Origin of the sequence: Streptomyces sp. NBC_00669, from assembly GCF_036226785.1 — a bacterium.
GTDB lineage: Bacteria > Actinomycetota > Actinomycetes > Streptomycetales > Streptomycetaceae > Actinacidiphila.
In genome coordinates this window covers 5,209,537-5,234,939 of sequence record NZ_CP109018.1, presented here as the reverse complement: position 1 = coordinate 5,234,939, position 25,403 = coordinate 5,209,537, and the positions used below count along the sequence as shown (strand labels likewise).

Below are 25,403 nucleotides of genomic sequence, written 5' to 3'. Positions count from 1 at the left end.
TCCGGAACCCGCGGGTCAGACGGCGACAGGCAGCCACTCGTTCGGCGACGGGTGTCGGGTGCCGGCGCATCCGCTCACGCATCTCTCACGCAGGAGGAGTATGCCGGACTTGCTGCGACAGGACTCCAGGACTCCGGCGGTGGATAGGCTCGTCGCGTGACCGACTTCGTGCAGGTGTCCACCGCCACCGAGACGCGGGAGCAGGCAGTTAAGTTGGCGGAGTCCGTCGTACGGGCTCGGCTCGCCGCGGGGGCGCAGGTGGTCGGGCCGGTGACGTCGGTGTTCTGGCACCTCGGGGAGTTCGGGACCGGGGAGGAGTGGCAACTACTGCTCAAGACGTCCTCCGAGCGGTATCCCGCCCTCGAAGAACACCTGGTGGAACACCATCCCTGGGACAAGCCGGAAGTCGTCGCCATACCGATCACCGCGGGTTCGCCCCCGTACCTGCGATGGGTGGAGGACAGCACCGCGCCGAGCCGGAACCCGTAGGCACCGACCGTGCAGGGGGCCTACACCCCTGCGCGCTCGGCTCCCGGCGGCCACACGACGTCCACCGGGACGCCTTCCGCCCGCGCTTGCAGGACCACGTCGGCGGTGCCGCCGCCCTTGCCGCCCGGCGGCCGGCCGTTCCATACGGCGACCAAGCGGTCCGCGCGTTCCAGGAGAACACGGTTCGCCGCTTCGTACGCTTCCCGCCCGGCCGTGGCGAAGGGCGCGACGACCACTTCGGCAGCGGCCTGCACCAGCCGGTCGAACGCGGGAGCATGGCCGGGCTTCACCTTTGCCGCCCGGTAGTCCCGGGACGGAACAACCGCGACCAACTCACCGCCGGCGGCGAGGACTTCTTCCGCGAAGAGGGTGTCGGAACCCGCTGCCAGGCACGAGACACCGACGAGTTCGGTGGCGCGATACCGCGTCACCACCTCGCGCAGCGCCTCTCGCACCAAACCCACAGAGGTGCCGGTGAGATCCATATGGCCGGTGACGGCGAGGACGGTCAACGGGTCAGCTCCCTCTCGGAGTTCAGTCAGCAAGGTGCTCGCGAAGCCGCGAGCGGGCCTCTCGAACCGTAGGCGAGGCCCCGTGGCCGACCGTATAGGAATAAAGGTGGGCCATGCCTTCTCTCACGCGGGCGGAGTGCATCTGCTCACCCGCGTCCAAGGCGGCGTGCGTCTGAGCGCACCCGGATACAAGGTCACCGCAGAGGAAGTACGCTTCAGCGAGTCCCAGACGATCGAGTACATGGCTGCGGCCTGCCTCTGGGCCGCGCCGTGCGAGGGCCGCGCGGATCTGCTCACCTGCCTGTGCCGCATGGAGCCGCGGGTTCTGGCGGGCCAGTTCCAGGAGCCTCCCTCCAGTAGTCCCGGTGAGTTCGGCGTCGTCGAAGTAGCCGATCCAGTACGGTTCGTCGGCAGACGCGTCGGCAAGGTCCTGCCGGGCGAGCTCCGTCGCTCTCTCGAACGCCGTAGTACGTCCGAGCGCGGCCATGGCCCAGGCTTCCCGGGTGCGCAGCATGGCCCGTACCCGTGGCCCGGCGACACCACGCGATCCCTCCTGCGCGAGGCGGACCAATTCGAGGGCGTCGTGCGGTCGACCGTTGTAGAGCATCTGCCGGGCCATGCCTGCCAGCACGTTGGCCCCCCACAACCGATCCCCACCCGCATGTGCGGCCCGTAGCGACAGACGGTAGTAGTCCTGTGCTCGTCGTTGGAGGCCGCTGTCCCATGCCATGGTGGCTGCCGTACCAGCCAGATACGCGAGCACGCGGTGGAGGCGTTCCTCGACCACGGGAGCCTGGTGTTCCTCCAGCGTGGCAGCCACTTCAGAGAGCTGTCCGAGGACGGCTCGGCGGCGCAGGCCCCCACCGTAGCGGTGGTCCCACGTACGGAATGCCTTGGCAGACTCCTCCAGTTGCTCAACATCCCCCAGGCCCAGTCGCCCCGGGCGGGTGCGTCGCCGGCCACCTTCACCCGGGTGCATCCAGCCCTCCAGGCTGTCTAGCAGATGCGCGCCCGACACGGTGGTGGCGGCGAGAGCGCGTGCCAGCGTGCGCCTGTTCATCGCGAGGTCCGCGCTGGTGAGCTGGCCCGCGAGTTCCACGGTCACGTCAGTCTGCCAAGGGGAATCCATGTGTACCGGCACCTCCGCCGTGTCGGGTGGGGGTACGACCTCGCCTTCCCACGGACGCGGGGCAAGGCCGACGTAGCCGCCGGGAATGCCCAGCCCGTCGGCGATGCGCACGAGTACGTCGTACGAAGTGACCTGCGTGCTGCCGGACATGATGGTGGACACCTTGCCGGGCGTCAGACCGCAGGCAATCGCGATCCGGTTCTGTGAGAACCCGGCGTACTGCTTGATGATCCGGAAGGCGTCCGCGAAGTCGTGCTCAGCGAGCGCGCGACGCACATCAGCCCTGGTCACGATCTCCTGCGGGATCTGAAGAGCGGGCATGGGAACTCCTGGCGATTCTCCGCGGCCGTGACCGAACGTACCCAGCGTATTACCGAGGCGGTAACACCCGCCGGTACTTCTCTCGGATCACGACCGGGCCGACGCTGGAAGAACTTCAACTTCCACACATCGAGAGAGCGGCGACCCTGTTGATGACGGCATCGAGTACAAGTACGCAGAGCCACTCCGGCCGCACGACGCAACCGGCTCCACCGACCGTGCCTTCTATTGCCGTGCCGTACGTGACCCTGTGGAGCGGGGAGCGGGACGGGCCGATGCCCGTCGTGGCGCGGCGGGACGGGCGGGGCATCCGGTACGCCGACGAGCGGGCGTACGACCGGGACCAGCGTGGCGTGCTGTGGGCGCGTACGCCGTCCCAACCCGGGCGTGGGGAACCGCAGTTCGGGGCGGTCCACAGCCTGCGGCAACGCCTCGCGATGGCCGGGCTGCGCTGCCAGATCTGCGGAGGGCCGGCCGACCGCACCCCCGACGGCGTGCTCTGGCCCATCGACGCCCGCGCCGAGGAACTCCTCCCCGGCGAGGAGGACACCGCCCACCCGCCGGTCTGCCGCCCCTGCGCCCAACGCTCCACTCGCGCCTGCCCCCACCTGCGCGAGAGCCACACCGCCGTCCGCGTCCGGACGTTCACCCCCAGCGGCGTCAACGGCGTCCACTACGTCCCCACCCGCACCGGCCCCAAGCTCGCGGACTCCGGCCCCATCGCCTTCAGCGACGCACGCCTGCCATGGGTCCGCGCCCACCAACTGATCACGCACCTGGCCGACTTCACCCCGATCGACCTCAACGACCCGAATGCCTGACGGCTGTTCCACCCGACCCGACACCCCGCCCGAGGAGCCTGCATGCCCGCCACGGATCAGCCCCGTACCTGGACCATCACCACGGACACCGGCTTCAGCATCAGCGGCCACCTCCCGCCCTGGGCCACCGACGACCCCAGCGAGCACCAACTCCCCGTCGACCGCCTCGGCATCGCCCTCAGCGACATCAACCACCATCAGGAGATCCACGGCCACACCCTCCCGCTGCGCACCCCCGATCCGTGTCACGCCGACGGCCAGAGCGTCACGGTCTTCCGCGGCAGCATCGACTGCGACCCTTACGCGACCGAGCCCGACCTGCGCATCCCTGTCTTCAACTTCCACCTCGTCGACGATTACCGCCTCGAAGCCCTGGGCCCCGACGACATCACCGAACTCGCCACGACCTTCCGAGCCCACGCGGACCTCCTCGACCACCAGGTACGACCCGCCCTCATCCAGGCCCGCCGCGACTGGCAACTCCACGGCACGCTCCCTCGCGCTGCCGCTGGACCCCACCCCTCGGAACGCTGACGTGCGGTGCCCAGGCGACACACCCGGCCCCGCCGGCTCCACCACGAACCCGAGGCCGCCACCTGGGTGCGGAGAAGGCTGGACTGACCCAACGCGCCCTGGCCGCACACATCGCCAAGATCGCCGACGCCCGCGACTGCCCCCTCGTCGTCCTTTCGCGGGTGGAGCACGCCTGGGTGATGCCCCAGCACTCAAACGCGGGCGGCCTGGACCGCAACGTCGCCGCCTTCGCCTCGACGGCCGCGCTCAAGGCGTGGGCCGACAAGACCAGCACCCCGACCAGTCCGGAGGAGGAAAGCATGCCCACCGCCGCCGATGTCCCGGCCTCGCGCCGGGCGGGGGCCTTCGTGCGTTCAGGACCCGAGCATTGTCGTCCGGGTGACGCGCATTCTCGGGGTCTGCCGCTATCGGTGGCCGCGCCTACGGTGGGAGTCCCTCCACTTGGGCGGTGCGATGGACCGGCCCCGTCAACAGCGCGACGGGGCCTCAACACGTCAGGGCGTCGATGGCTCGCACGATCAACGCCCGGGCCTCCGCCCCGTACACCGCCATGGTCCGCAGTCGCTCGAACGCGGCAACGTACTGCGCCACTTCGCTGGGCTGCGTAATTGTCACCTCGGCCGACAGCAGTTCGACCGACACCATCCGGTCGTCGTAGACGTGGAAGGTCTCCTGTGGCCACATGCGGCGATCCGGCGTCGCGGCGGGGATGACGCCGAGGGAGACGGCGGGTAGGGCGCCTGCGGCAAGCAGGTGGCCGAGCTGGGCGGCCATGGCGTCACCGTCGCCGAGCTGATACCGGAGAGCCGCTTCCTCGATCAGAATGACGAACCGGTGCCCTGCCTGATGAATGATCCGGGACCGTTCGACGCGAGCTGTCGCCGCCTCGGGCCCGTCGTTGACGGGGATTTGCCGGAAGTCAGCGATGGCCGACAGGAGGGCGGCCGCGTATCCCTCGGTCTGAAGCAGGCCGGGCACCATGGTTGTGGAGTAGACCCGGAACAGCTCGGTCTGCTGGTACAGGTCGATGACGCTTTCCTGAAGCTGGCGCAGCCCGGCCCGAATCTGTTCACGCCACTCCCGATACATCGACTCGGCGTTGAGGGACTGGGCGATGAGATCGTCTGCGTCTTGGGGCTGACCGCAGGCTGCCGCCCAGCGCCGTATGTCGGTGGCGTTGGGGGCGGTGTGGCCGTTTTCGATCCTGCTGGTTTTGGCGTGGTGCCAGCCGCACCGGTCGGCGAGTTCAGTCACCGTGAGCCCGGCGCTCTTGCGCATGGTGCGAAGGCGCCGGGCCACGGCCTCGCGCGCTGCTTGGGCGGACGAAGACGGGGAATCGGGCATTGGCGACCTGGGGGTTACTTGATGTTGTACTGGTTGTGCGGGACGGCTCGTTCCCAGATTGTCTCGAAGGCGTTGGCGCAGAGTTTGGCGGTGGCCGGGTGGTTGGTGATTTCCTCTCCCGTCCAGCCACCGTCACCGTTGAAGTGGTTCCAGTGGACCCACTCATTGTCGAACAGCCAGAAGTCGTTGCCGGGCAGGGCGACATCCGACGCCTGCCGACGCGGCAGCCACCGTACCTGCTCGCCGGCGCCGAGGTTGACGAGGGTGCCGGCGTGCTCGTACCGGATGTAGTCGGAGACGGGCTCGCTGACGATGCGGGCTCGGCGCATGGTCACGCCTCGGCTGACGGCCTGTTTGACCCATTCCACCCATGGACCCCAGTAGGGCGATCCCGGGTCCGTGTCCCGTTCGCCGGTCGCTTGCCAGTGGGCGAAGTCGTCGGCCTCATCGGCGACTCCGTAGGCGTCACGCATCTCCAGGTGTACCGCTGAGCGAGTGCAGGTCTCGATCAGTTCATCGAACGTCGGGGTGCCCGTCGAGGGCATCGCACGCCTCCCTGATCATCTGCACCATCCTGGCGGGGACACGGACGACGGCCTCATGGTCCGGGATGCCGACGGCATGGCCCGGCACCTCGAAGGCGGCCGCCTCGGCGAGCGTGTCCTCGTCAGGCTTCCAGCCCTGGAAGACGAATTCGCGCTTCTGTTGGTCAACCCACACGGTGGGGCTCGACTTGGCCCCGGTGTCGGGATCGATCCCGAAGAATTCTAACGACATGGCGACCTCCTGCTGAGTGACGTGCAGTTGTGCGCACCACGGTCACCCCTTGCAGGGTGTGGGTCAAGAGGGCATCGCAGCAAAGGTCGCCAAGTCGATGGGCTACTCGCACATTTCTGCACATCGCTTTCGTGTACGCACAGGACGCTCCTACCGTCGGCAGCAGAATGCCCCGCGACCGTGCGACCGGTCCGGGGTGTGGCCACGCCAGCAAGGGGCGCAGCATGCGGCAGTCCACGGTTCGGCGGTCCGCCGTCGGACGTCTGCTCGATGCGGAGCTGCGTATCCCGCGGGTGCGGTCACTGGAAGCGGCGTGCGCCGAATTGGCCGCTCGTCCGCTCGACGTCACGCTCGCCGAGATCCGCCAGGCCCTCGAAGGGCAGGTCTCCGGCGAGGGCAGGCGGCGCCTGCACGTGCTCGTCAGCACCCTGTACCACCGCGCCGGCGCCTCACTTGACCTCACGATCGCGCTGCGCACCGAGATCGAGGCGGCACCGGCCGCCCCACCCACCGAGGAGTGATCACCATGTCCTGTGGCGTTCCCGGCTGCCGTAAGGGCGGCTGCACCACCGACCCCAAACCCACCACCCCGCCCACCCGCAACCCGACCGAGTCCTGACGATGTCGACCGCCCCCGCAGGAATCCACCACGCCCACCCGCCGATCGTGTGCCGCTCGACGACGCTCCTGCCGCTGAGCACGCTCGCCGCCGCCGTGCGGATGACCGCAGACTCCAGCGCCGTCGACAAGGCCGTGCAGTGCTGCCTCCACCACAAGACCGGCACGCACTACGGACTCGTCGCCGAGATCGACCCGACGCACGCCGTGTGGGCCGTCTGGCGACGAGACGGCAACCCGCACCTCCGAGTCCTCGCCGACTGCCCCGAAACGAGCCCGGACCGGATGGACGGCTGCGCCCTGTACGTCCGACACCGCGGCGCCCACACCTGGCAGACGAGCAGCACCAGCCACAGCCCGCCCCGCTCCGCCATGACCGTCCCGCCCCGATAGCTGCCGCGGTTGGTCCCGCGGCACGGCCGCCCGACATCAAACGGGCGACCACCGGCCCCGGCGCACGCGCCGACCCCTGCCGCGCCGGGGCCACCCACCACCAGCCACACCCGAGGAGACGGGCATGCCCACCACCCCCGCGCCCGAGCCAGACGAACGACATGGCCGATATCGCCCAACTCGCACAGGCCGCCGGCGACGCGAGGCAGCCGCAGCGGAGATCAGGAACATCTCCGACCAGCAGCAGGAGCCCTGACCACCAGCGCCCGGCAGGCCCCCCAAGGCGGCCGGGCGCGGGTCTTGCCGTCCTCGGCAACCGTTCCCGCCTGAGCAACGGTTGACCGCCGGGGGTCCGGACCAGCCCCGACCCTTTGCGGCGTGACCTCCTCCCAGCCCCCCGAAACACCGAGGACCCCAGGCGACCTGTGGTCTGACCTGGGGTCCAGCGGTAGGCCGCGTGGGACTCGAACCCACAACCAATGGATTAAAAGTCCACTGCTCTGCCAATTGAGCTAGCGGCCCGCACCGACAGCATAACGGGGTGGGGGGTGGGAGGGGTGCAGGGATTCGCGGGGGGTCGGTGGAGGTCAGTCCGGGGGCGGGTGGAGGGTGAGGAGGGAGAAGAGGCCGGCGGCGGTCACGAGCAGGGCCGCGACGGTGAAGACGGTGTCGATCCGACCGAAGTGGACCCCGAGCAGGGCGCCGTGGAAGTGCAGCAGGACGGTGCTGGTCAGGAGGGAGACCAGAGCCATGGACAGGACAGAGGCGAACGCGCTCGGCGAAGGCGGGCCCGGACCAACTGGATTACCGGAAGCGGCGGTCAGCCGTTCCGCTTCCACCGCGGCTTGCGGTCACCGTACGACGTCGGCGCGTTGTCGCGGCTGTACGACGACGACGGGCGGCTGTCGCGCTCGCCGCTGCCGCCGAAGGACGGACGGCGGTCCCGGTCGCCGTACGACGGGCGGGAGTCGCGGCGGTCGCGGTTGAACGGCCGGTCGTCGCGCCGCTCGTAGGACGGGCGCCGGTCGTCGCGGTTGTACGCGGGACGGGCGTCACGACGGTCCCGGTCGCCGTAGGACGGACGGGAGTCGCGGCGGTCGTCGCGGTTGTACGCCGGGCGGGCGTCACGACGGTCCCGGTCGCCGTACGACGGACGGGAGTCGCGACGGTTCCGGTCACCGTAGGACGACGAGGACGAGGACGAGGAGGACGGGCGGGAGTCGCGGCGGTCGTCCCGCCGGTCGTCGCGGTTGTACGCGGGGCGCGCGTCACGACGGTCGCCGCCGCGGTCGTCCCGGCGGTCGCGGTCGTTCCGGTACGAGGGACGCGAGTCGCGGCGGTCGTCCCGCCGGTCGTCGCGGCGCTCGAAGTTCCCCCGGTCGTCGCGCCGTTGGTACGACGACCGCTCCTCGCGCGGCTCGGGCACGGCCGCCGCGGCGGCCGCGGCGGCGGCTTCCGCGGCGAGTTCGGCGGCCTTCGCGGCCACCGCCTCCTCCGGGTCCTCGCCGCGCTCGCGGGCGGAACGCGCGGTGAGCCGGTCCGCCTCCTCGCGCAGCTCGTTCGCCCGGCGCTGCACCCGCTCCAACTGCTTGGTCAGCTCGGCGACTTCGCGCTCGGCCTGGGAGGCCGCGTTCTGCACCGCGTCGGCCTGCACGTCGGTGAGCGAGCGCGCGCCGGTGATCCGGGCCACGTCGTCGTCGAACACGCCCGCGCCGCCGATGACATGGCGCGAGGCGTCGACGCCCGCGTCCTCCATCAGCCGGAAGATCTGCTTGCGCTGGTGCGGCAGGGCCAGCGAGACGACCGTGCCGGACTGGCCGGCGCGGGCGGTGCGGCCCGAGCGGTGCAGGTAGTCCTTGTGGTCGCCGGCCGGGTCGACGTTGAGCACCAGGTCGATGCCGTCGACGTGGATGCCGCGGGCGGCGACGTCGGTGGCGACCAGCACGTTGACGTGCCCGCCCTTGAAGTCCTCCAGGGTGCGGGTCCGCGCGCCCTGGGTCATGCCGCCGTGCAGCGCGTCGGCGCGCACGCCGGCCTCGATCAGCTGCTCGGCGACGCGGTCGGCGCCCATCTGGGTGCGGACGAAGATGATGGTGCGGCCCTTGCGGGCGGCGATCGCCGCGGTGACCGGCGCCTTGTCCTTCGGCTTCACGACGAGCACGTGGTGGCTCATGGTGGTCACCGCGCCCTGGGCGGCGTCCACTTCGTGGGTGACCGGGTCGACCAGGTAGCGGCGGACGAGGGTGTCGATCTCGTTCTCCAGGGTGGCGGAGAACAGCAGCCGCTGGCCGCCGGCCGGGACCAGGTCCAGGATCTCGGTGACCTCGGGCAGGAAGCCCATGTCGGCCATCTGGTCGGCCTCGTCGAGGACGGCGATCTGCACCTGGTCGAGCGAGGCGGCGCCCCGGTTGATCAGGTCGCGCAGCCGGCCGGGGGTGGCGACCAGCACGTCCACGCCGCGTTCGAGGGCGTAGATCTGGTTCTGCATGGAGGTTCCGCCGCAGACGACCTTCATCTTCAGGCCGAGCACGTCGCCGTACGGCTGGAGGGCGTCGGCGACCTGCATCGCCAGCTCGCGGGTCGGGGTGAGGATCACACCGCGGGGGTGCTTGCGCTCGGTGCGGCCGCCGGAGAGCAGCGTGAGCAGTGGCAGGCCGAAGGCGAGGGTCTTGCCGGAGCCGGTCTGGCCGCGGCCGAGGATGTCCTGGCCGGCCAGGGCGTCCGGGATGGTCGCGGCCTGGATCGGGAAGGGGCTGACGACCTGGTTCTGGGTGAGCTTGCGGACGATGGCCTCGGGGAGGCCGAGGTCGGCGAAGGTGACGGTGGGCTCGGCGGGCTCTTCGGCCTCGGCGGCGTCGCTGAGCTCGTCGGCCTCGGTGGCGTCGGTGGGCGCCACGGCGTCAGTGGACCGCACGGCGTCGGCGGACCGCACGGGCGCCGCGGACTCCGCGATCTCGGCCGGCTCGTCGGCGACGGTCACGGCCGTGGTCACGGTCGCGGTGGTGCTTGCCGTGACGGCGGCGTCAGCCGCGTTCTCGGGCAGGGTGGAACGGTCGGCACTGTCATTGGACATGCTGAAGCTAAACCTCTCGGAGACTTACGGCACGCGCCAGCTCCGCAGGTTGCTTACAACCGCCTCGATGCGGTCAGCCACAGGAGAAAAGGAACGCGCCACGGGGCGCGTATCAATCAGGCGCCAGGCAGGTGGGATCAAACGATCTACCAGCATACGCATCAGGCGTCACTTTCGCGAATCACCTGTTGAAAGCACGTACGGGGCGGTGTTTCACGGCGTCCGCGCCCGCGTCGGCACCGGCGGAATCGCCCGCCCCGCCGACCCCGCCAGCACCCGCGGCGTCGCCCGCGCCCGCCGTCGGGTCGGCGGGTCCGGTGGGCGCCGCGGGGGTGCTCGGCGGGGCGGGGTCCGACGGGCGGCCCGAGGGCGCGGCGCTGGTCGGTACGGCGGTCGGCGAGCCCTGGGCGGTCGGCCGCGGCTTTCCGGTACCGGGCGTGACGCCGGTCACCCGCGTCGCGCCGCCCGACGGGGTCGCGCTGCTGCCGGGCGAGGCCGCGCCGTCCCGCCCGGAGTGCGGCGACTTCCCGGCGTACGCCCCGCCCCGCTGCGGCGCGTACGGTCCGCCGCCGGACCGGGCGTCCGCGCCCCCCGCCGCGCCGACCGGGGCCCGGGTGGACGCCTTCGAGTCGGGCGACTCGCCGCCCGTGCTGACGCAGGCGGCCACGCCCGCGGCCACGAGCGTCACCAGGGCGGCGGCGCGCACGCCGGCGCGGACCGCCGCACGGGGCGGGCGCGGGGGGCGTACGGGATCGGAGGCGGGCTCGGCCGGCCCGGCCGGTGGGGCGGGGGATGTGGGGGCGGCGGGGACTGGCAGCACGTCGGCACCTCGGGTGGGGGTCGGAGCCGGGGCGCGCGCACGTCATGCGGCTGCGCCGGCAGCTTCTCGCTCCGCCGCGCGCGCCCGGGGGTGTCGCCCTGACCAACGCGGACGCGGCCCGCCAGGACACGCCCGCGCCCGCCCGGGCCGCCAGGACACGCCCGGGCCGGGCCGGGGCCCGCCCGCACCCGGTACGTACGGTCAGCCGTAGCCCAGCGCGTGCAGCCGTTCGTCGTCGATCCCGAAGTGGTGGGCGATCTCGTGCACGACGGTGACCTCCGTCTCGGCCACCACCTCCTCCCGGGTGGCGCACATCCGCAGGGTCGGGCCGCGGTAGACCGTGATCCGGTCCGGCAGCACCCCCGCGTACCACTCGCCGCGCTCGGTCAGCGGGGTCCCCTCGTACAGCCCCAGCAACTCCGGGCTGCCCGGCTCCGGTTCGTCCTCGACGAAGACCGCCACGTTGTCCATCAAACGGGTCAGCTCGGCGGGGACCCGGTCCAGCGCCTCGCCGACCAGTTCCTCGAACTGCTCCCGGCTCATCTCCAGCACGCCCCCATTCTTCCCGCCCCGCCCCCGCCCATCCCCCGCAACCCGCCCCCGCGCCGGCACCATCCGCACCGCGCCACCCCGCCCAACCGTTTTGCCGTTCCCCCGACCCATCCCCTATGCTTCCGGGGTCCCCGAAGTGCGCCGCGAGGCCACCACGGCAGGCCCCAGCCCTCATCGTCTAGTGGCCCAGGACGCCGCCCTTTCAAGGCGGTAGCACGGGTTCGAATCCCGTTGGGGGTACCACAGAATTCCGCGCGTTCGCCTGCTGGGCCGCCGCGTGCCGGAGGGCATGAGCCGCACCCGGCCGCCTCGGTTCTTCCCACGGCTTCCACCGCTTCCACCGCTTCCACGACGGCACCGCCGCGCCTTGGACCAGGCGGCGCAGCGAGCAGATCCGCGCGCCCTCGGACTGCACGACCTCGGAATGCCCGCCCTCAGATCCGCCCACCCCGGGACCGCGCATGCCGCGGCCCGCGGGGCCGTTCCCGGAGTGAACGCCCCGCGGGCCGCGGTGGTGGGGTGAGTGCGGTCAGGCGCGGACGCGGGTCCTGCGGCTGCGGGCGAGGGCGAAGACCGCGCCGCCGAGGGCCAGGGCCGCGGCGGAGGTGAGCGCGATGGTCATCGTGCCGTCGCTGCCGGTGTGGGCGAGCGAGCCGGTGGCGGCCGGGGCGTCGCCGCCCGTGCTGCCGGAGCCGCCGGAGGTCCCGGAAGTCGTGCCGGTCTGGGTGGAGTTCTGGTTGCCGCCACCGGTGCTGCCGGAGCCGCCGGTGGAGCCGGTGCCGGTGCCGGTGCCGGTGGAGGCGCCTCCCGGCACCTTCACGGTGAAGGCCGCCTTGTTGTTGCCCAGGTGGGTGTCGTACGGCGGCGTGCCCAGGTCGGCGAGCTGCGCGACCACGGTGCCGCTGGTCGTGGCCGGGGCGTCGGCGTCCACCTTCACCTTGAAGGTCAGCTTCTGCGTGTGGCCGCTGTCGAAGATGCCGTCGAGGTCGCAGGTGTACTGCGGAGCGCCGAGCGCGGGATCGCGCGTGCCGTTGTCCCACGGGACGCACCCGGCCGGCACCTGCGTGGCGGTGGTGCCCTTGGGGATGTCGACCATCACCGTGAGCTGGTCGTCGTACGTGTACCGGTTGACGGAGGCCGGCCCCAGGTTGGTGGCCGTGGCGGTCAGCGTGGCCGTGTCGCCGGGCTTGGCCGTGGCGGTGTCACCGGTGAGGGCGATGTCGGCGGTGTTGGCCGCGTAGATGCTCTGCCGCCCCTGCCGTCCCTGCTGATCAGGGTCGCCCGGCTGCGCGTTGCCGTCCGGTACGAGGGTCAGGTCGCCGGCGCTGGTGCTCTTCGGCGTCGTCGGCACGCTGCTGGAGGTGACCGTCGGCACGTAGGTGAAGATCTCGTAGAGCGCGGACTTCTTCACGTCGAGCTTCAGCGGCGTGGACAGCCGGTACTTCTTGCCGGGTTCGATCGGCGTGGAGAAGTGGCATGTCGCGACCGTCGCCTCCCACTTCCCGGCGGCGTCGGCGTAGTCGCAGTTCGGGAAGTGCGTCGCGAAGGACAGGCCCGGGGAGATCGCGAACCGGTAGTCCGTGGTCGCGGCGGTCAGCGAGCCGATGTTGGCCACGGTGAGCGGCTTGGTCAGGGTGGTGCCGGGCTTGACGTGGTCGATCTGCGGGAGGCTGTTGACGGCCAGGTCGACCGAGCCGACGCTGACCTTGACGGTGAAGGGCGCGATCGTCACGCCGGAGGCGGTGGCGTTGATGACGGCGGTGCCGCTGGCGCCGAGCTTGGCGTCCGGCTTGGCACTGATGTCGACGATGCCGCCGCTGCCGTGCGGGCCGACGTCACCGCCGGGGAAGGTGCACAGGCCGTTGACGCAGTAGTCGTCCGTCGTGGTGGCGAACGAGCTGATGCCGGTGATGTCGACGGTGACACGCACGTCGTGAAGGGTGCGGCCCTTCGAGTCCAGCCCCCAGCTGACCTGGCCTTCGCCGTCGTCGGGCACCGCGAGCCCGACCGGCGTCCTGGCGGACAGGGTCGGTGCGGACCCGTCGTCCGCGTGGGCCGAGCCGGTGGTCAGCGCCCCTCCGAACAAGGTGACCGCCATCGCGGCCAGAGTGGCCGCCCATCGGCGCCATATGCGTGAGGACATCGTGCGGTCTCCCCCAGGATTCTCGGAGTACAGCTCCAGGACACCCCGTCCGACCGCCGAGCACCTCCGATGGTTGCCCCCGCAGCCGGGCGAAGAGGGGAGGGCCTGGTGGAGCGGCCCGGAGATCGCACGGCGGGAGCGGCGCACGGCGTAGAGGAGCTCGTCCGCCGCCTGGACGGACTCTTCCAGAACCCGGTCCGCTTCGGGCTGATCGCCTCCGGGGCCGCACGGGCCTTCGTCCGGGACCGGCGCGCGAGCCGGCCGGCCCCGGACGCGTCCGGGTCAGGGGTCAGGGGTCAGGGAGTGCGGACCCAGAACTCCACGGACAGCGGCGGCACCGTCAGGGCGAGGGTCGGGCCGCCGAGGGTCGCGAGCGTCTGATTGTGGGTCGCGGGCCCGAAGCGGTGCCCCTGGAAGGTGGACGCGGTCTGCGTGTCGACGGTGTAGCTGAAGGAGTCCGTCGTGGAGCGGTTCGTGACGGCGAAGACCTCCTTGCCCTGGGCGGTCTTCCAGGCCATGATCCGCTGGTCCTCCAGCACCGCGGACTCGTCGACGCCGTAGCGCACCGAGTCCCACGGCAGGTAGCGGACGAAGCCGGCGACCGCGTTCCAGTTCTGCGGGTTGAAGTCCCAGTGCCCGACGGGGATGTCCGGGAAGTGGCTGAAGTCGGTGTCGCCCGGCGGCCGCCAGTAGCCGAGCGAGTAGCCCGGGGCCTCGGCGTTGGTGGTCGGCTTCAGCGCGTGCAGCCAGAACCAGGTGGGCGCGTCCTGGAACACCATCCAGTTCATGATCGACTGGGCGGTGTTGAGGGTCCGCACGTCCGACGTGGAGTTGTCCAGGTACTCGAACTCGTTGTTGAAGACGAGCTTCCCCGCGGCGCCGGAGGTGTAGTCGCCGGTGATCTGCTCGTTGCTGTCCGAGCCGATCCGGTGATAGGTCCACGCGTCCACGCAGGACAGCGCGGCCGGATCGGCCTTGATCGCCTGCCCGAAGGAGCCGCTCCAGCCGTCGAGGCTGTTCGCATGGATCATCACCCGCGGGTACTTGGCGCGGATCTTCGGGGCGACCGCGGCGAAGGTCTGGTGGTACTCGGCGGCGGTGTAGACGCAGGAGGAGTACGCCGTGGAGTACACCGGCTCGTTCTGCAGGCCCCACATCGACACCGGTACGCCCAGCGAGGTGAGGTAGTCCAGGTCGTGGACCATCGCGTCGCCGAGCGCGTCGAGGTCCGCCGCCGCGAAGGAGGCGAGCGTGCCGCCGATGTAGGAGCCGTTGCTCTTCCAGCCGGGCGGGGGCGACCAGTACTCGGCGGAGATGCCCTCGATGCCGGCCTGACCGATCATGTCCGCCAGCAGCGCGGTCTGCCCGGGGTAACGTCCTTGCAGGTACCTGCCGGTGGCGTCCGTCCCCCGGTAGTACAGGCCCAACGCGAGCCGGCAGTAGCGGAATCCCCGGTCGTCGCGCACCTTGAGCATCTGCTGGTAGAAGCGGGTGCGCTCGCTGTCCGTCAGGTCGTACGGGACCCCGCTGACGGTCGCCGGCAGCCCGTCGTTGCCGGAGCCGATCGAGTCCGACTGGATCTCGAACCCGAGGCCGAGGATGGTCTGCTTGCGGGGCTGGTCGTAGCGGATGGTGTACGACCCGCTGGTGGCGGCCGCCGCCGACCATCCGCCGAGCGGGCCGAGCACGGCGGCGGTACCGGCGGCCGCGGCGCCGCCGAGCAGCGAGCGGCGGCTGATGAGGGGGCGCTCCGTACGGCTCATGCGACGTCCTCGATCCGGAACTCGATGGTGTTCGGCGCCACGGTGGCGGCCGGAAGGCCGATCGGGGTGCGTCTGTTGGGCGATGAGCTGCTGGGGGGTGGAGGTTGCGTGGTCACGGTGACTCCTCCGGGGAGAAGGTGCGGCTCGTGGGTGGGGGTTGGAGGGCGGTTCGGCGGAAGCGGGCAGGCCGGAAACAGGCGGGCCTGGAACGGGCGGGGAGCGAGCGGGGAACGGGCGGGGAACGGCAGGGTCAGAAGCGGGCGACGGTGTAGCGGTCGACGGCGGCGTCGTCGAGTTCGAAGCCCAGGCCCGGGCCGGTGGGGACGGTGAGGGCCCCGTCGCGGAACTCCGGCGGGTTGCGCAGGATCTGCTCGCGGATGGGGTTGGGGAGGCGGTTGTACTCGTAGGTGCGCAGGTTGGGGGTGGCGGCGCACAGGTGGAGTGCGGCGCACAGGCTGACGCCCGAGCCGACGCCGTGCGGGGCGATGTCGACGTGGAAGGCGGAGGCGAGGGCCGCGAGGCGGGTGGCCTCGGTGATGCCGCCGCTGCGGGCGACGTTCGGCATGAAGACGTCGATGGCGTGGTGCAGCAGGGAGTCGCGCAGGTCGAACCGGGTGAAGTGGGTCTCCCCGTTGACGAGGGTGAGCCCGGTCCTGCGCCGCAGTTCGGCGAGGTTGGCCAGGTCGTCGACCTGGAGCGGTTCCTCGTACCAGGAGATGTCCAGGTCGCGCAGGACCGCGCCCACGCGGGTGGCCTCGTCGAGGTCGTACGCGCAGTTGGCGTCGGTGAGGATGCCGATGTCCTCGCCGACCGCGGCACGGACCGCCCGCAGGTGGGCGCGGTCGACCCGGACGCCCCGGCCGATCTTGACCTTCAGGGCCCGGAACCCCGCCTCGACGAAGCCGAGCGCCTGGCGCGCCGAGTCCTGCGGGTCGGCGTGCAGCGCGACGGGGCTCGCGTAGCACTCGACCCGCTCCCGGATCGGGCCGCCGAGCAGCCGGTGGACGGGCAGGCCGGCGAGCTTGCCGCGCAGGTCCCACAGGGCCAGGTCGACTCCGGCGATGGCTTCGAGGTAGAAGCCGCGGTTGTGGCCGCCGGCCGCCTGCCCCTGGAAGAGCCGTTCCCACACCGCGGTCGTGGCCAGGGCGTCCTGGCCGACCAGCAGCGGGGCCAGCACGGTGGAGACGACGGTGGCGGTGACCTCCGGGGAGGGCAGGCCGTAGCACTCGCCGATCCCGACGCTGCCGTCCTCGGCGTGCACCTTGACCAGGGTGGCGTACTGGCCGCGCCGGGGCAGCACCAGGTGGCTGGAGGCCGGGTAGCGCAGCCAGCCGGGGACGTCGTCGGGCGAGTCGTAGAGGTCGTCGAAGCTGGCCGACAGGGCCAGGGTCTCGACTTTGGCGATACGAAGGGGGGCGTTGCTCACGGGGTTCTCCACGTGGTCGGTGGCCTGCTCGGGTGGTGCGCGGCCGGAATCATGCGTTGATGGCGCCGAGGGTCCCGGTCTGCTCCTGGGAGGTCTCGCGGCCGGAGAAGACGGCGACGGCCGTCACCACGCAGCCGGCGATGACGTACAGCGCGACGGGCGTGATCGAACCGCCCGCGGCGACCAGGGCGGTGCCGATGAAGGGTGCCGTGCCGCCGAACAGCGCGCCGCCGATCTCCCGGCCGGCGCTGACGCCGCTGTAGCGCACGCGCGCGTCGAACTGCTCCGCCACCAGCGCGGCCTGCGGGCCGAACACCATGTCCTTGCAGATCGGGATGGCCAGCACCATGGCGAGGAAGATCAGCGGGGTGCTCCTGGTGTGCAGCAGCGCGAAGAAGGGGAAGGCGTAGCCGACCGTGCAGACCAGGCCGACGGCGATCATCAGGCGTCGCCCGATGAGGTCGGAGAGCCAGCCCCAGAAGGGGATCGAGCCGATCTCCAGGGCGGAGGCGAGGGCGATGGCCCACAGCATGGTGGTCTTCGACAGGTGCAGCGTGCCGGTCGCGTACGACAGGGCGAACGCCTGGATGAGGTAACCCCAGACGAAGCCCGAGACGGTGATGCCCATCGTCCGCAGCACCGCGCCGGGCTGCTTGCGCAGGGTGAGCAGCAGCGGGAAGCGTACGGTCTCGCCGCGGTCCTCCAACTCGGCGAAGACCGGCGTCTCGTCGATGCCCCGCCGGACGACCAGGCCGAAGACCACCAGGACCGCGCTGAGCAGGAACGGCACCCGCCAGCCCCAGCTGTCGAACGAACCGTCGGGCAGTTGGGACGCGAGGGCGAACACACCGCTGGCGAGCACGAATCCGGCGCCCGTGCCCATCGCCGGGATGGCGCCGAAGAGCCCTCTTCTGCCCGGCGGCGCGTTCTCGACGGTGAGCAGGGTGGCGCCGGCGAACTCGCCGCCCACCGCGATGCCCTGGCACACCCGCAGGAACACCAGCAGGACCGGGGCCCAGACGCCCGCCACCGCGTGGGTCGGCAGGACGCCGACCAGGGTGGTCGCCACGCCCATGCCGAGCATCGTGATCAGCAGGACGTGCTTGCGGCCGATGCGGTCGCCCAGGTGACCGAAGATCACGCCGCCGATGGGCCGGGCGGCGAAGCCGACGCCGAAGGTGGCGAAGGAGGCGAGCGTGCCGCCGACGGAGGAGGAGCCGAAGAAGAGCGGGCCGAACACCAGGGCCGAGGCCAGGCCGTAGAGGTTGAAGTCGTACCACTCCATGACCGTGCCCACGGTGCTGGCGAGCATCGTGCGCCGGTCGGTGCGGTGCTGGGCCATGGTCACGTTGCCGTCTTCGGTCGTCGTCGCACTGGTCATGGGACGCGTTCACCACCTGGGAAGGGGGACGGGGACGAGGCAACCGTATGAGATATACGAAATAAGAACCAGAGGCCGGGGGAACATTCCCGAAACACTTCGCGCCGCGCCGCACCGGGCACCCTCCGTGACCGTCGGGTGGTACGGGGTCACCGCAGCGCGCTGCCCGGTTCGGCCCGCAGGAGCGGCAGTTCGTGCCGGGCGGGCAGCCCTTCCCAGTCGCCGTACGAGGCGACGGCGAACGCGCCGGTGCACACCGCGCGGCGCAGCCGGCCCTCCGGGGGCTCGCCGTCGAGCAGCGCCGACAGGTAGCCCGCCACGAAGGCGTCGCCCGCACCGACCGTGTCCCGTACGGGCACGCGCTCGGCCGGCAGTGACGTGGAGCCGTCCGCCGTGAAGACATCCGCCCCGGCCGCTCCGCGCTTGACCACGACCTCGCGGACGCCGGCCGCCAGCAGCGCGTCCACCCGGGCCCGTTCCGTGCCGGCCGACTCGGGTGCGGCGAGGGCGAGTTCGTCGTCGGACGCCACGAGCACATCGACGTCGCGCACCAGTGGCCGCAGCGTCCGGCCCGCCTGGGCGCGGGACCACAGCCGGGCGCGGTGGTTGACGTCCAGGCAGACCAGCGATCCCGCCGCGGCGGCGGCCCGCACCGCCGACTCGACCGCCCGCCGGGGCTGCTCGCCCAGCGCGGCGGTGATCCCGGTGACGTGGACGATCCGCGCCCCGGCGGCGAGCGCGGGCGCCAGGTGGGCGGCGGTGATCCGGGAGCCGGCCGAACCGGAACGGTAGTAGGTCACCCGCGTCAGGTCGGCGAGCCTCGGCTCGAACACCACGAGGCCGGTCGGTCCCGCGTCGGTGCCGCCGGCGCAGGAGACGTCCACGCCTTCCGCCCTGAGCGTGCGGGTCACCAGGCGCCCGAACTCGTCCGCGCCGGTGAGGCCCGCCCAGCGGACCCGGTGTCCGAGCCGCGCCAGGCCGATGGCGACGTTGGACTCCGCGCCGGCCACCGACAGGTCCAGCGAGCCGCCCAGGAGCAGTGGCCCCCGGGCCCGCAGCGCGGCCATCGTCTCCCCGAAGGTCAGTACGTCGATCACCGCGACTCCCGGACGGCCAGGGCGCGGAACCGCGCGGCGCGCTCGGCCAGTTCGCGCTGTGCGAGGCCGCCGGCGCCGTCCGCGCCGGCACCGTCCGCGGCGTCGCCGACCAGCGGCCCGCCCACGCCGACGGCCACCGCCCCGGCGGCGAGGTAGCCGCGGGCCGTGTCGGCGTCGATGCCGCCCACCGGCACGAAGGGCACCTCGGGGAAGGGGGCGCGCAGCGCGCGCAGGTGCGGCACGCCGCCGAGGCCGGCCGGGAAGAGCTTGACCGCAGCCGCCCCGCCGGCGACGACCGCCGCCACCTCGGTCGGGGTCAGCGCGCCCGCCAGCACCGGCAGGCCCGACTCCCGGCAGGCGGCCACGGCTTCGGTCGCGCCCGGGGTCACCGCGAATCCGGCGCCCGCTTCGGCGGCCCGGCGGGCGTCGCCCGCGGTCAGCACCGTCCCGGCGCCGAGCAGCGCGTCCGGGCCGAGCGCCGCGCGGGCCCGTTCGATGACGTCCAGGGCGCCGGTGCCGGTCAGCGAGACCTCGACGAGGCCGATGCCGGACCGGACGAGGGTGAGCACCGTGTCGAGCGCCGCCGACGGGTCGGCGCCCCTGACGATGGCAAGCAGCCGTTGGGCGCGTAGCGCGGAGAGGAGATCGTCGGGCGTCATGGGAGCCTCCGGAGAACCGTTGCCGTTATTTAGTAGATCGTATACCTTTCCTTCCGGCCGCTCCCCCGGTCCGCTCCCGGCCCCGCATGGGCTCGGACCGCCCCACCCCAGCTGCGCGAGGTAGCCCGCGATGACACGAACAGTCCTGGTCACCGGGGCGGCGGGCGGCATCGGCCGCGCCGTCGCCGCCCGATTCGCCGCGGACGGCCTGCGGGTGGCGGGAGTCGATCTCGCCGATCCGCGGCTGCCCGGCGTCTCCTACCACCGCGCGGACGTGACGCGGGCCGACGAGGTCGCCGCCGCCGTGCGCGAGGCGGCCGGGGAACGCGGCGGGCCGGACGTCCTCGTCGCCTGCGCGGGCGTGACCGAGGGCCGCCCGCTGCACCTCACCACCGAGCAGGAGTGGAACGCGGTGCTGACCGCCAACCTCACCTCGGTGTTCCTGTGCGTCCGCGAGGTGCTGCCGGCCATGATCGAGGCGGGCTCAGGCGCGGTGGTGACCGTCGGCTCGGTGCTGCACCGCACCGCCGCCCCCGGCCTGCCCGCCTACGCCGCGGCCAAGGGCGCGCTCGCCGCGCTCACCCGGCAACTCGCCGTGGACTACGGCCATCACGGGATCTCCTTCGTCACGGTCTCCCCCGGCTGGGTCCGCACCCCGGCCACCGAGTCGCGGCTCGGCGGCGCGGAGGACCTGAGCAGGCTGCGCGAGAGCAACCCCATGCGTCTGCTGGCCTCGCCCGAGCAGGTCGCGTCCGCGGTGGCCTTCGCCGCCTCGCCCGACGCGGCACTGCTGACGGGCGGTGAACTGGTGCTGGACGGTGGCGCGTCCGCGGTCAGCCCGGCGAGCCTGCTGCGGGACGGGCACCGGGAACGGATGGGGCTTCCCCCGCTGCACGGCGAGCCGCGCTGACCCGCGCGGAGCCGTGACGGTCGGGCCTCCGGCGGTCGACGTGACAACGGTCGACGTCACGGCGGTCGACGTCACAACGGTCGACGTCACGGCGGTCGGCCTCACGGCACCCGGAAGCAGGCCGCCCGCGCGGGGACGTGCGGCGGATATCGCATACGATGAACGTATGGCAGAGAACAGCTGGGCCACGAGGCTGCCCACGGTGAAGAGCAAGGCGGACCTGGTCTACGACACTCTGCGCCAGGCCATCGTCACCGGGGATCTGCGGTCCGGCGAGCGCATCAACATGGACGAGCTCGCCCGGAACCTGGGCGTCAGCAAGATCCCCATCCGCGAAGCCGTCAAACGCCTGGAGTCCGACGGCCTGCTCAGCTCCCAACTGCACGCGGGCGTCACCGTCGCCGAGATCGACAAGACCGAGATGCGCGGCGTCTTCCTCGCCCGCGAGGCGATCGAGACCCTGGTCACCCGGCTCGCGGCGGAGCGGGCGGACGACAAGCTGCTGGCCGGCCTGGCGCAGGTCCAGGCCGCGATGCGCGCGGAGCTCGACCAGGGGGCGACGGAGCGCCTCCCCGAACTCAACTCCGACTTCCACCGGCTGCTGTCCGAGGCCAGCGGCTACCGCATCCTGGCGGAACTCACCGAGCAGTTGCTGATGACCATCCGCCGCTACCGCATCACCATGCCGCGCGACGCGCAGAACTGGCGGGCGGTCCTCCAGGAGCACGAAGCCATCATCGCGGCGCTGCGCCAGGGCGACCCGGAAGCGGCGGCGGCCGCCGCCCAGCACCACACCGCCTCCCAGGCCGGCCACGAGATCTCCGACAACGGCTGATCCGCGGCGCGGTGACCGCCCCTCGCACGGGACTCGGCCGCCCGCCGCCCTCGCGTCAACCGTTGCCGCCCGGTACGTGCCTCAGACGTGCAGCTCCGGGGGGAAGCCGGTCCAGCGCAGCTCGACGGGGAGGTGGCCGGTGTCGTTGAAGAGCAGCACCGCCGGGGGGCGGTCGGGTGCGTAGCGGATGACCGTCAGGGCCGCGTTGGCGTGGTTGATGCCCAGCCACCGCCACTTCGGCGCGTCGAGGGCCGCGCGGAGCAGCCAGCCGACGAGGAAGTTGTGGGTGACGACCAGCTCGTGGCGCGGCTCGTCGCCGGCGACAGGTCCGGTGAAGTCCGCGAGGGCCGCGGCGGCGAGCCCGGGGCCCTGCTCGCGTTCCTCGGCCGTGAACTGGCCCAGGAACGCGACCCAGTCGTCGGCCGCCTGCGGCGGCAGCTCCTCGCGCGCCGGCAGGTAGGGCATGTAGTCGCCGGCCGTGTCGGAGCGGCGCAGCGGAACGCCGTCGAGCTGCTCCCCGACCAGGCGGGCGGTCTGCTCGGCGCGGGCGAGCGGCCCGTGGTGGATCGCCGCCAGCGGGACCCCGCGCAGCCGCTGCCCCAGGAGAGCGGCCTGCCGGCGCCCTGCGTCGGTCAGTTCGCTCTCATCCGCCGAAGCCTCGCCGTGCCGGGCGAGATAGAGGTAGCGGGCGGCCGTTCCGGACATAGGCGGGTCCTCCACGGAGTCGATCTTGCGGACCCCAGGGAGGACGCCCCTGCGCACGGGCCCGGTTCCACGCGGGCGGGGCCGGGCGGCGGGTTCCTACCGGCCCTCCGGTTGGTCGAGCTGCTCCAGGGCGTCGCGCAGGGCGGCCCGGGAGGTGACGCCCAGCTTCGGGAAGAGCTGGTGGAGGTGGGTCGAGACGGTCCGGGGGGACAGCAGGAGGCGCTGCCCGATCTGCTTGTTGGTCAGGCCGGTGGCCGCCAGGCGGGCGATCTGCGACTGCTGCGGGGTCAGGGCCGGCCCGCGGGGCGCGGTGCGGGCGAGCACCGGGATGCCGCAGGCCCGCAGTTCGGTGTTGGCGCGCTGCGTCCACGGGTGGGCGCCGAGCCGCCCGAAGGTCTCCGCGGCGCCGGCCAGGTGCCGGCGGGCCCGGGCCGGCGCCTTGCCGCGGCGCAGCCGCTCGCCCAGGTACAGCTGGATACGGGCGTGGTCGAAGGGCCAGCGCTCCGCCCCGTCGACGGCCAGCGCGGCGCCCAGCCCCCGTACCGCCTCCTCGTCGCTCTTCGCCGCGAGCGCGGCCGAGGCGAGCAGCACCGCGGCCAGACGGGGTGAGACCGCGGCGAGGCCGGCGTCCCGGGCCGCCGTGACGTGGTCGGCGGCCTGCTCGCGCCGCCCCGTGCGCACGGCCGCCTCCACCTGGTCCAGGATCGCCCACAGCGCGTGCCCGGCGAAGGGTGCGAAGGTCCCGGTGGGCGTGATCGTGCGGGCATGCCGGTACGCCTCGTCGAAGGCGCCCTGCGACAGGGCGGCCAGCGTCCGGACGTGGGCGGCGTAGCAGGCGACGGCGTGGCCTCGGCGGGACCGCGCCCACTGCTCCATCTGGTCGGCGAGCCGGTGGGCCGCCGGGTGGTCGCCGCACGCCGCGTGCACGCAGCCCAGCACGAACGTGCCGGTCCAGGAACGCAGCGGATAGTCGAGTTCCTCGCACCAGCGCAGACCCCGCTCGGTCACCTGCCGCAACTCGGGCCACTGGCCGGTGAACCAGGCGTGGCTGCTCCACAGGAACGACGCCTGGATGGCCGGGAAGATGTTCTCCCCGGTCAGCCCGCCGCGGGCGGTGAGCCGCAACGGCTCCTCCATCGCCCCGAGCCGGTCGCCGTAGGCAGCGGCCGTGGCGATCCGCACGATCCGTACCGGGTCCGACGTACCGGGAAGCGCCCGGATGGCCGTGTCGAGCCGGTCCCAGTCGGCCGGGCGGGCCCGGGCCGGGTCGGCGAAGGTGGCCCGCAGCAACCGCAGGGTGTCCGGGACCGAGCCGCACCTCGCCACGGCCGCGTCGTAGTCCGACCACAGCTCGCGCCGGCCGCTGTGGACGCACACCATCAGCAGCGTGGACAGGGCTTCCTGGAAGGTGGCGTCCGCCAGGTCATAGGGCTCGGGCTGAAGGGCGATCGCGCCGGACAGCAGGCGATGGGCCGTGTCGATGTCCCCGTAGCTGTTGAGCAGGTACAGCGCGGCGGCCACCGCGACGGCCAGGGAGTCCGCGTCGGGGGCGGCGTGCCGCGCGTCCTCCAGCAGGCGCGGTACGTCGCGTACGTCGCCGGTGAGGTTCGCGCCGACGTACGCGGCCTTCGCCAACCGCCGGGCGTACCCGGCGCCTTCCGGGCTCAGTTCCGCGGAACGGACCAGCGCGGCCACCGCGTTGGGCCCGTCACCGCGGCGGACGCTGGTGTCGGCGGCCTCCTCCAGCAGCGCGGCGACCTGTTCGTCGGGATCGACGGCCGCCTGCGCGAGATGCCAGGCACGCTGCTCGGGGACCGCGATCCATGCCTGGGCCAGTGCGCGGTGCACGCTGCGCCGCTGGTCGCTGGTGGACAGGTCCACGACGGCGGAGCGGATGAGCGAGTGCCGGAAGGCCAGCCGCCCGCTCGCGTCGTCGACGCGTACGAGTTGCATCCGCTCGGCCGGCGCCAGGTGCTTCAGGCTGCACCGCCCGGCCACCGCGCGCCGCACGATCATCAGGTTGCCGCTGCCTTCCAACGCCGCGACGAGCAGCAGGTGCCGGGTGGCCGGCGGCAGCGGGGTGATGCGCGAGGCGAAGGTGGACTGGAGCCGCTGGGGCAGCGGGATGCGCTGCGGCAGGGCCTGGGACGCCCGCCGCTGGGACTCGGTCAGCGCGGCGGGGAGTTCCAGCAGCGCCAGCGGATTCCCTTCGGCCTCGGCGGTCAGCCGCCGTCGGACCCGGGAGGCGAGCGCCGGGAAGCGGCGGCGGAGCAGTTCGTCGGAGGCGGCCTCGGTGAGCGGGCCCAACTCGTGCAGCGGAAGGCCGCTGTGGTCGAAGAAGCCCTCCTCCCCGAGCCGGACCGCGCACACCAGTCCCGCGCCGGTGCCGGGCAGCCGGCGGGCCACCTGCCCCAGGACGACCGCGCTCGCCCGGTCCAGCCACTGCGCGTCGTCCAGCACCAGCAGCACCGGTGCCGCACGCGAGAGATCAGCGGCCAGCGCCACCACGGCCTCGGCGATCCCGTCCTGCCCCGGCGCCGTGTCCTGCTCGACGCCGAGTGCGCCGGCCAGCGCGGGGACGTCCACCGCTCTCGCGCTGATCTCGGGTGTCGACGTGAGCAGTTGCCGTACGGCCCCGTAACCGGCCTGCACCCGGTACTGCACGCCGACCGCGTGCAGCACCCGCATCCCCGCGGACTCGGCCCGCCGTACGGCGGCGGCCAGGAGCGCCGTCTTCCCGACTCCCGGCTCTCCCACCAGCGTCAGCGACCCGCCTTGGCGCGGGAGTTCGGCCAGGAACGCGTCCAGCCGATCCGTGTCGGCCTCCCGGCCGACCAGGAGGTCGTCGCTTCCGTCGCCGGACCGGTCGATCACCACAGCCCCCTACCGCGCCGCTGGGCGGGTGGCAACTCCCGCGGGGCGCACGTCCTATGTCGCACGAGGTGTCCCAGATGCTAACCCCGGCAGAACCGTTTCGCGCAGGCGGTACGGCCCCGCGACCAGCCCCGCTCTCCCGTCGGACCGCGCGCTCACCCGCCGCGACCGGACGACCGCGACCCGGTGGCCGCCAGGGGCCGACCGCTGCCTTTGGCACCGCGACC

At 72.5% G+C, this 25,403-nt stretch carries 24 protein-coding genes and 2 tRNA genes; 8 read left to right on the top strand and 18 right to left on the bottom strand.

The window, feature by feature from the left end:
• Positions 1–156: 156 nt before the first annotated feature.
• Positions 157–489, top strand: coding sequence for a divalent-cation tolerance protein CutA (cutA, locus tag OG896_RS21970; protein WP_329367878.1), 333 nt, complete (start codon positions 157–159; stop codon positions 487–489).
• Between the two features lie 20 nt (positions 490–509).
• Here cutA and OG896_RS21965 read toward each other — a convergent pair whose 3' ends face one another.
• On the bottom strand, positions 510–1,001 hold the full coding sequence (locus OG896_RS21965) for a hypothetical protein (RefSeq protein ID WP_329367876.1): 492 nt from the start codon (positions 999–1,001) through the stop codon (positions 510–512).
• 22 nt (positions 1,002–1,023) lie between these two features.
• Positions 1,024–2,451 (bottom strand): helix-turn-helix domain-containing protein, encoded by a 1,428-nt coding sequence (locus OG896_RS21960; RefSeq protein WP_329367875.1) that lies wholly within the window; start codon positions 2,449–2,451, stop codon positions 1,024–1,026.
• 233 nt (positions 2,452–2,684) lie between these two features.
• Here OG896_RS21960 and OG896_RS21955 point away from each other — a divergent pair, with 233 nt between their 5' ends.
• A complete protein-coding gene (locus OG896_RS21955) occupies positions 2,685–3,272 on the top strand; it encodes a hypothetical protein (RefSeq protein WP_329367873.1) in 588 nt (195 codons plus the stop codon).
• Between the two features lie 42 nt (positions 3,273–3,314).
• A complete protein-coding gene (locus tag OG896_RS21950; RefSeq protein ID WP_329367871.1) occupies positions 3,315–3,806 on the top strand; it encodes a DUF6907 domain-containing protein in 492 nt (163 codons plus the stop codon).
• A 486-nt stretch (positions 3,807–4,292) separates the two neighbouring features.
• Here OG896_RS21950 and OG896_RS21945 read toward each other — a convergent pair whose 3' ends face one another.
• From OG896_RS21945 to OG896_RS21935, 3 genes are read right to left on the bottom strand one after another with little or no spacing between them, the layout of a single operon-like run.
• A complete protein-coding gene (locus OG896_RS21945; protein ID WP_329367869.1) occupies positions 4,293–5,150 on the bottom strand; it encodes a helix-turn-helix domain-containing protein in 858 nt (285 codons plus the stop codon).
• A 14-nt stretch (positions 5,151–5,164) separates the two neighbouring features.
• Complete coding sequence (locus OG896_RS21940) at positions 5,165–5,695, bottom strand: DUF6879 family protein (RefSeq protein ID WP_329367867.1); 531 nt, start codon at positions 5,693–5,695, stop codon at positions 5,165–5,167.
• On the bottom strand, positions 5,664–5,927 hold the full coding sequence (locus tag OG896_RS21935) for a hypothetical protein (RefSeq protein WP_329367865.1): 264 nt from the start codon (positions 5,925–5,927) through the stop codon (positions 5,664–5,666). The genes OG896_RS21940 and OG896_RS21935 overlap by 32 nt, the downstream gene beginning before the upstream one ends.
• Positions 5,928–6,151: 224 nt before the next feature.
• Between OG896_RS21935 and OG896_RS21930 the strand changes: the two genes are divergently transcribed.
• Both OG896_RS21930 and OG896_RS21925 read left to right on the top strand, forming a co-directional pair.
• Positions 6,152–6,448 (top strand): hypothetical protein, encoded by a 297-nt coding sequence (locus OG896_RS21930; protein ID WP_329367863.1) that lies wholly within the window; start codon positions 6,152–6,154, stop codon positions 6,446–6,448.
• A gap of 100 nt (positions 6,449–6,548) precedes the next feature.
• Positions 6,549–6,938 carry a hypothetical protein gene (locus OG896_RS21925; RefSeq protein WP_329367861.1) on the top strand — a complete coding sequence of 130 codons (390 nt, stop codon included), beginning with the start codon at positions 6,549–6,551 and terminating at the stop codon, positions 6,936–6,938.
• A 449-nt stretch (positions 6,939–7,387) separates the two neighbouring features.
• On the opposite strand, the gene OG896_RS21920 is transcribed toward OG896_RS21925, so the two are convergent.
• The 5 genes from OG896_RS21920 to OG896_RS21900 all read right to left on the bottom strand — a co-directional run bounded on the left by OG896_RS21920 (position 7,388) and on the right by OG896_RS21900 (position 11,383).
• A tRNA-Lys gene (locus OG896_RS21920) sits at positions 7,388–7,460 on the bottom strand.
• A 65-nt stretch (positions 7,461–7,525) separates the two neighbouring features.
• Positions 7,526–7,690 carry a hypothetical protein gene (locus OG896_RS21915; RefSeq protein ID WP_329367859.1) on the bottom strand — a complete coding sequence of 55 codons (165 nt, stop codon included), beginning with the start codon at positions 7,688–7,690 and terminating at the stop codon, positions 7,526–7,528.
• 68 nt (positions 7,691–7,758) lie between these two features.
• The gene (locus tag OG896_RS21910; RefSeq protein ID WP_329367857.1) at positions 7,759–10,011 is read right to left on the bottom strand and encodes a DEAD/DEAH box helicase; all 2,253 of its coding nucleotides are present in this window, start codon (positions 10,009–10,011) and stop codon (positions 7,759–7,761) included.
• 181 nt (positions 10,012–10,192) lie between these two features.
• Positions 10,193–10,831 (bottom strand): hypothetical protein, encoded by a 639-nt coding sequence (locus tag OG896_RS21905; RefSeq protein WP_329367855.1) that lies wholly within the window; start codon positions 10,829–10,831, stop codon positions 10,193–10,195.
• Positions 10,832–11,032: 201 nt separating this feature from the next.
• Complete coding sequence (locus OG896_RS21900; protein WP_328465595.1) at positions 11,033–11,383, bottom strand: metallopeptidase family protein; 351 nt, start codon at positions 11,381–11,383, stop codon at positions 11,033–11,035.
• A 167-nt stretch (positions 11,384–11,550) separates the two neighbouring features.
• Here OG896_RS21900 and OG896_RS21895 point away from each other — a divergent pair.
• Positions 11,551–11,626, top strand: a tRNA-Glu gene (locus tag OG896_RS21895).
• Between the two features lie 286 nt (positions 11,627–11,912).
• On the opposite strand, the gene OG896_RS21890 is transcribed toward OG896_RS21895, so the two are convergent.
• The 6 genes from OG896_RS21890 to OG896_RS21865 form a co-directional block, all read right to left on the bottom strand.
• On the bottom strand, positions 11,913–13,526 hold the full coding sequence (locus OG896_RS21890) for a hypothetical protein (RefSeq protein WP_329367852.1): 1,614 nt from the start codon (positions 13,524–13,526) through the stop codon (positions 11,913–11,915).
• Between the two features lie 296 nt (positions 13,527–13,822).
• Entirely contained in the window at positions 13,823–15,289 is a 1,467-nt protein-coding gene (locus OG896_RS21885) for a hypothetical protein (protein ID WP_329367850.1), read from the bottom strand.
• Between the two features lie 250 nt (positions 15,290–15,539).
• A complete protein-coding gene (locus tag OG896_RS21880) occupies positions 15,540–16,715 on the bottom strand; it encodes a mandelate racemase/muconate lactonizing enzyme family protein (RefSeq protein WP_329367848.1) in 1,176 nt (391 codons plus the stop codon).
• A gap of 49 nt (positions 16,716–16,764) precedes the next feature.
• Positions 16,765–18,096 (bottom strand): MFS transporter, encoded by a 1,332-nt coding sequence (locus OG896_RS21875; RefSeq protein ID WP_329367846.1) that lies wholly within the window; start codon positions 18,094–18,096, stop codon positions 16,765–16,767.
• Between the two features lie 149 nt (positions 18,097–18,245).
• A complete protein-coding gene (locus OG896_RS21870) occupies positions 18,246–19,193 on the bottom strand; it encodes a sugar kinase (protein ID WP_443057136.1) in 948 nt (315 codons plus the stop codon).
• Positions 19,190–19,852 carry a bifunctional 4-hydroxy-2-oxoglutarate aldolase/2-dehydro-3-deoxy-phosphogluconate aldolase gene (locus OG896_RS21865; RefSeq protein ID WP_329367844.1) on the bottom strand — a complete coding sequence of 221 codons (663 nt, stop codon included), beginning with the start codon at positions 19,850–19,852 and terminating at the stop codon, positions 19,190–19,192. Before OG896_RS21865 ends, OG896_RS21870 begins: the two co-directional genes overlap by 4 nt.
• Positions 19,853–19,982: 130 nt before the next feature.
• Between OG896_RS21865 and OG896_RS21860 the strand changes: the two genes are divergently transcribed.
• Both OG896_RS21860 and OG896_RS21855 read left to right on the top strand, forming a co-directional pair.
• Complete coding sequence (locus OG896_RS21860; RefSeq protein WP_329367842.1) at positions 19,983–20,762, top strand: SDR family NAD(P)-dependent oxidoreductase; 780 nt, start codon at positions 19,983–19,985, stop codon at positions 20,760–20,762.
• 166 nt (positions 20,763–20,928) lie between these two features.
• Complete coding sequence (locus OG896_RS21855; RefSeq protein ID WP_329367840.1) at positions 20,929–21,597, top strand: GntR family transcriptional regulator; 669 nt, start codon at positions 20,929–20,931, stop codon at positions 21,595–21,597.
• Between the two features lie 81 nt (positions 21,598–21,678).
• Here the strand turns inward: OG896_RS21855 and OG896_RS21850 are convergent, their stop codons facing one another.
• Together OG896_RS21850 and OG896_RS21845 are read right to left on the bottom strand one after the other, a co-directional pair.
• Positions 21,679–22,302: a histidine phosphatase family protein gene (locus OG896_RS21850; protein WP_329367839.1), complete on the bottom strand. Its 624-nt coding sequence runs from the start codon at positions 22,300–22,302 to the stop codon at positions 21,679–21,681.
• A 96-nt stretch (positions 22,303–22,398) separates the two neighbouring features.
• Positions 22,399–25,176 carry an AAA family ATPase gene (locus OG896_RS21845; protein WP_329367838.1) on the bottom strand — a complete coding sequence of 926 codons (2,778 nt, stop codon included), beginning with the start codon at positions 25,174–25,176 and terminating at the stop codon, positions 22,399–22,401.
• Between the last annotated feature and the right edge of the window lie 227 nt (positions 25,177–25,403).

Excerpts from the sequence above, each read along its gene's own strand:
- OG896_RS21960 (WP_329367875.1), bottom strand. The coding sequence starts at position 2,451 with ATGCCCGCTCTTCAGATCCCGCAGGAGATCGTGACCAGGGCTGATGTG.
- OG896_RS21950 (WP_329367871.1), top strand. The coding sequence starts at position 3,315 with ATGCCCGCCACGGATCAGCCCCGTACCTGGACCATCACCACGGACACC.
- OG896_RS21945 (WP_329367869.1), bottom strand. The coding sequence starts at position 5,150 with ATGCCCGATTCCCCGTCTTCGTCCGCCCAAGCAGCGCGCGAGGCCGTG.
- OG896_RS21940 (WP_329367867.1), bottom strand. The coding sequence starts at position 5,695 with ATGCCCTCGACGGGCACCCCGACGTTCGATGAACTGATCGAGACCTGC.
- OG896_RS21935 (WP_329367865.1), bottom strand. The coding sequence starts at position 5,927 with ATGTCGTTAGAATTCTTCGGGATCGATCCCGACACCGGGGCCAAGTCG.
- OG896_RS21930 (WP_329367863.1), top strand. The coding sequence starts at position 6,152 with ATGCGGCAGTCCACGGTTCGGCGGTCCGCCGTCGGACGTCTGCTCGAT.
- OG896_RS21925 (WP_329367861.1), top strand. The coding sequence starts at position 6,549 with ATGTCGACCGCCCCCGCAGGAATCCACCACGCCCACCCGCCGATCGTG.
- OG896_RS21915 (WP_329367859.1), bottom strand. The coding sequence starts at position 7,690 with ATGGCTCTGGTCTCCCTCCTGACCAGCACCGTCCTGCTGCACTTCCAC.
- OG896_RS21910 (WP_329367857.1), bottom strand. The coding sequence starts at position 10,011 with ATGTCCAATGACAGTGCCGACCGTTCCACCCTGCCCGAGAACGCGGCT.
- OG896_RS21890 (WP_329367852.1), bottom strand. The coding sequence starts at position 13,526 with ATGTCCTCACGCATATGGCGCCGATGGGCGGCCACTCTGGCCGCGATG.
- OG896_RS21885 (WP_329367850.1), bottom strand. The coding sequence starts at position 15,289 with ATGAGCCGTACGGAGCGCCCCCTCATCAGCCGCCGCTCGCTGCTCGGC.
- OG896_RS21875 (WP_329367846.1), bottom strand. The coding sequence starts at position 18,096 with ATGACCAGTGCGACGACGACCGAAGACGGCAACGTGACCATGGCCCAG.
- OG896_RS21865 (WP_329367844.1), bottom strand. The coding sequence starts at position 19,852 with ATGACGCCCGACGATCTCCTCTCCGCGCTACGCGCCCAACGGCTGCTT.
- OG896_RS21860 (WP_329367842.1), top strand. The coding sequence starts at position 19,983 with ATGACACGAACAGTCCTGGTCACCGGGGCGGCGGGCGGCATCGGCCGC.
- OG896_RS21855 (WP_329367840.1), top strand. The coding sequence starts at position 20,929 with ATGGCAGAGAACAGCTGGGCCACGAGGCTGCCCACGGTGAAGAGCAAG.
- OG896_RS21850 (WP_329367839.1), bottom strand. The coding sequence starts at position 22,302 with ATGTCCGGAACGGCCGCCCGCTACCTCTATCTCGCCCGGCACGGCGAG.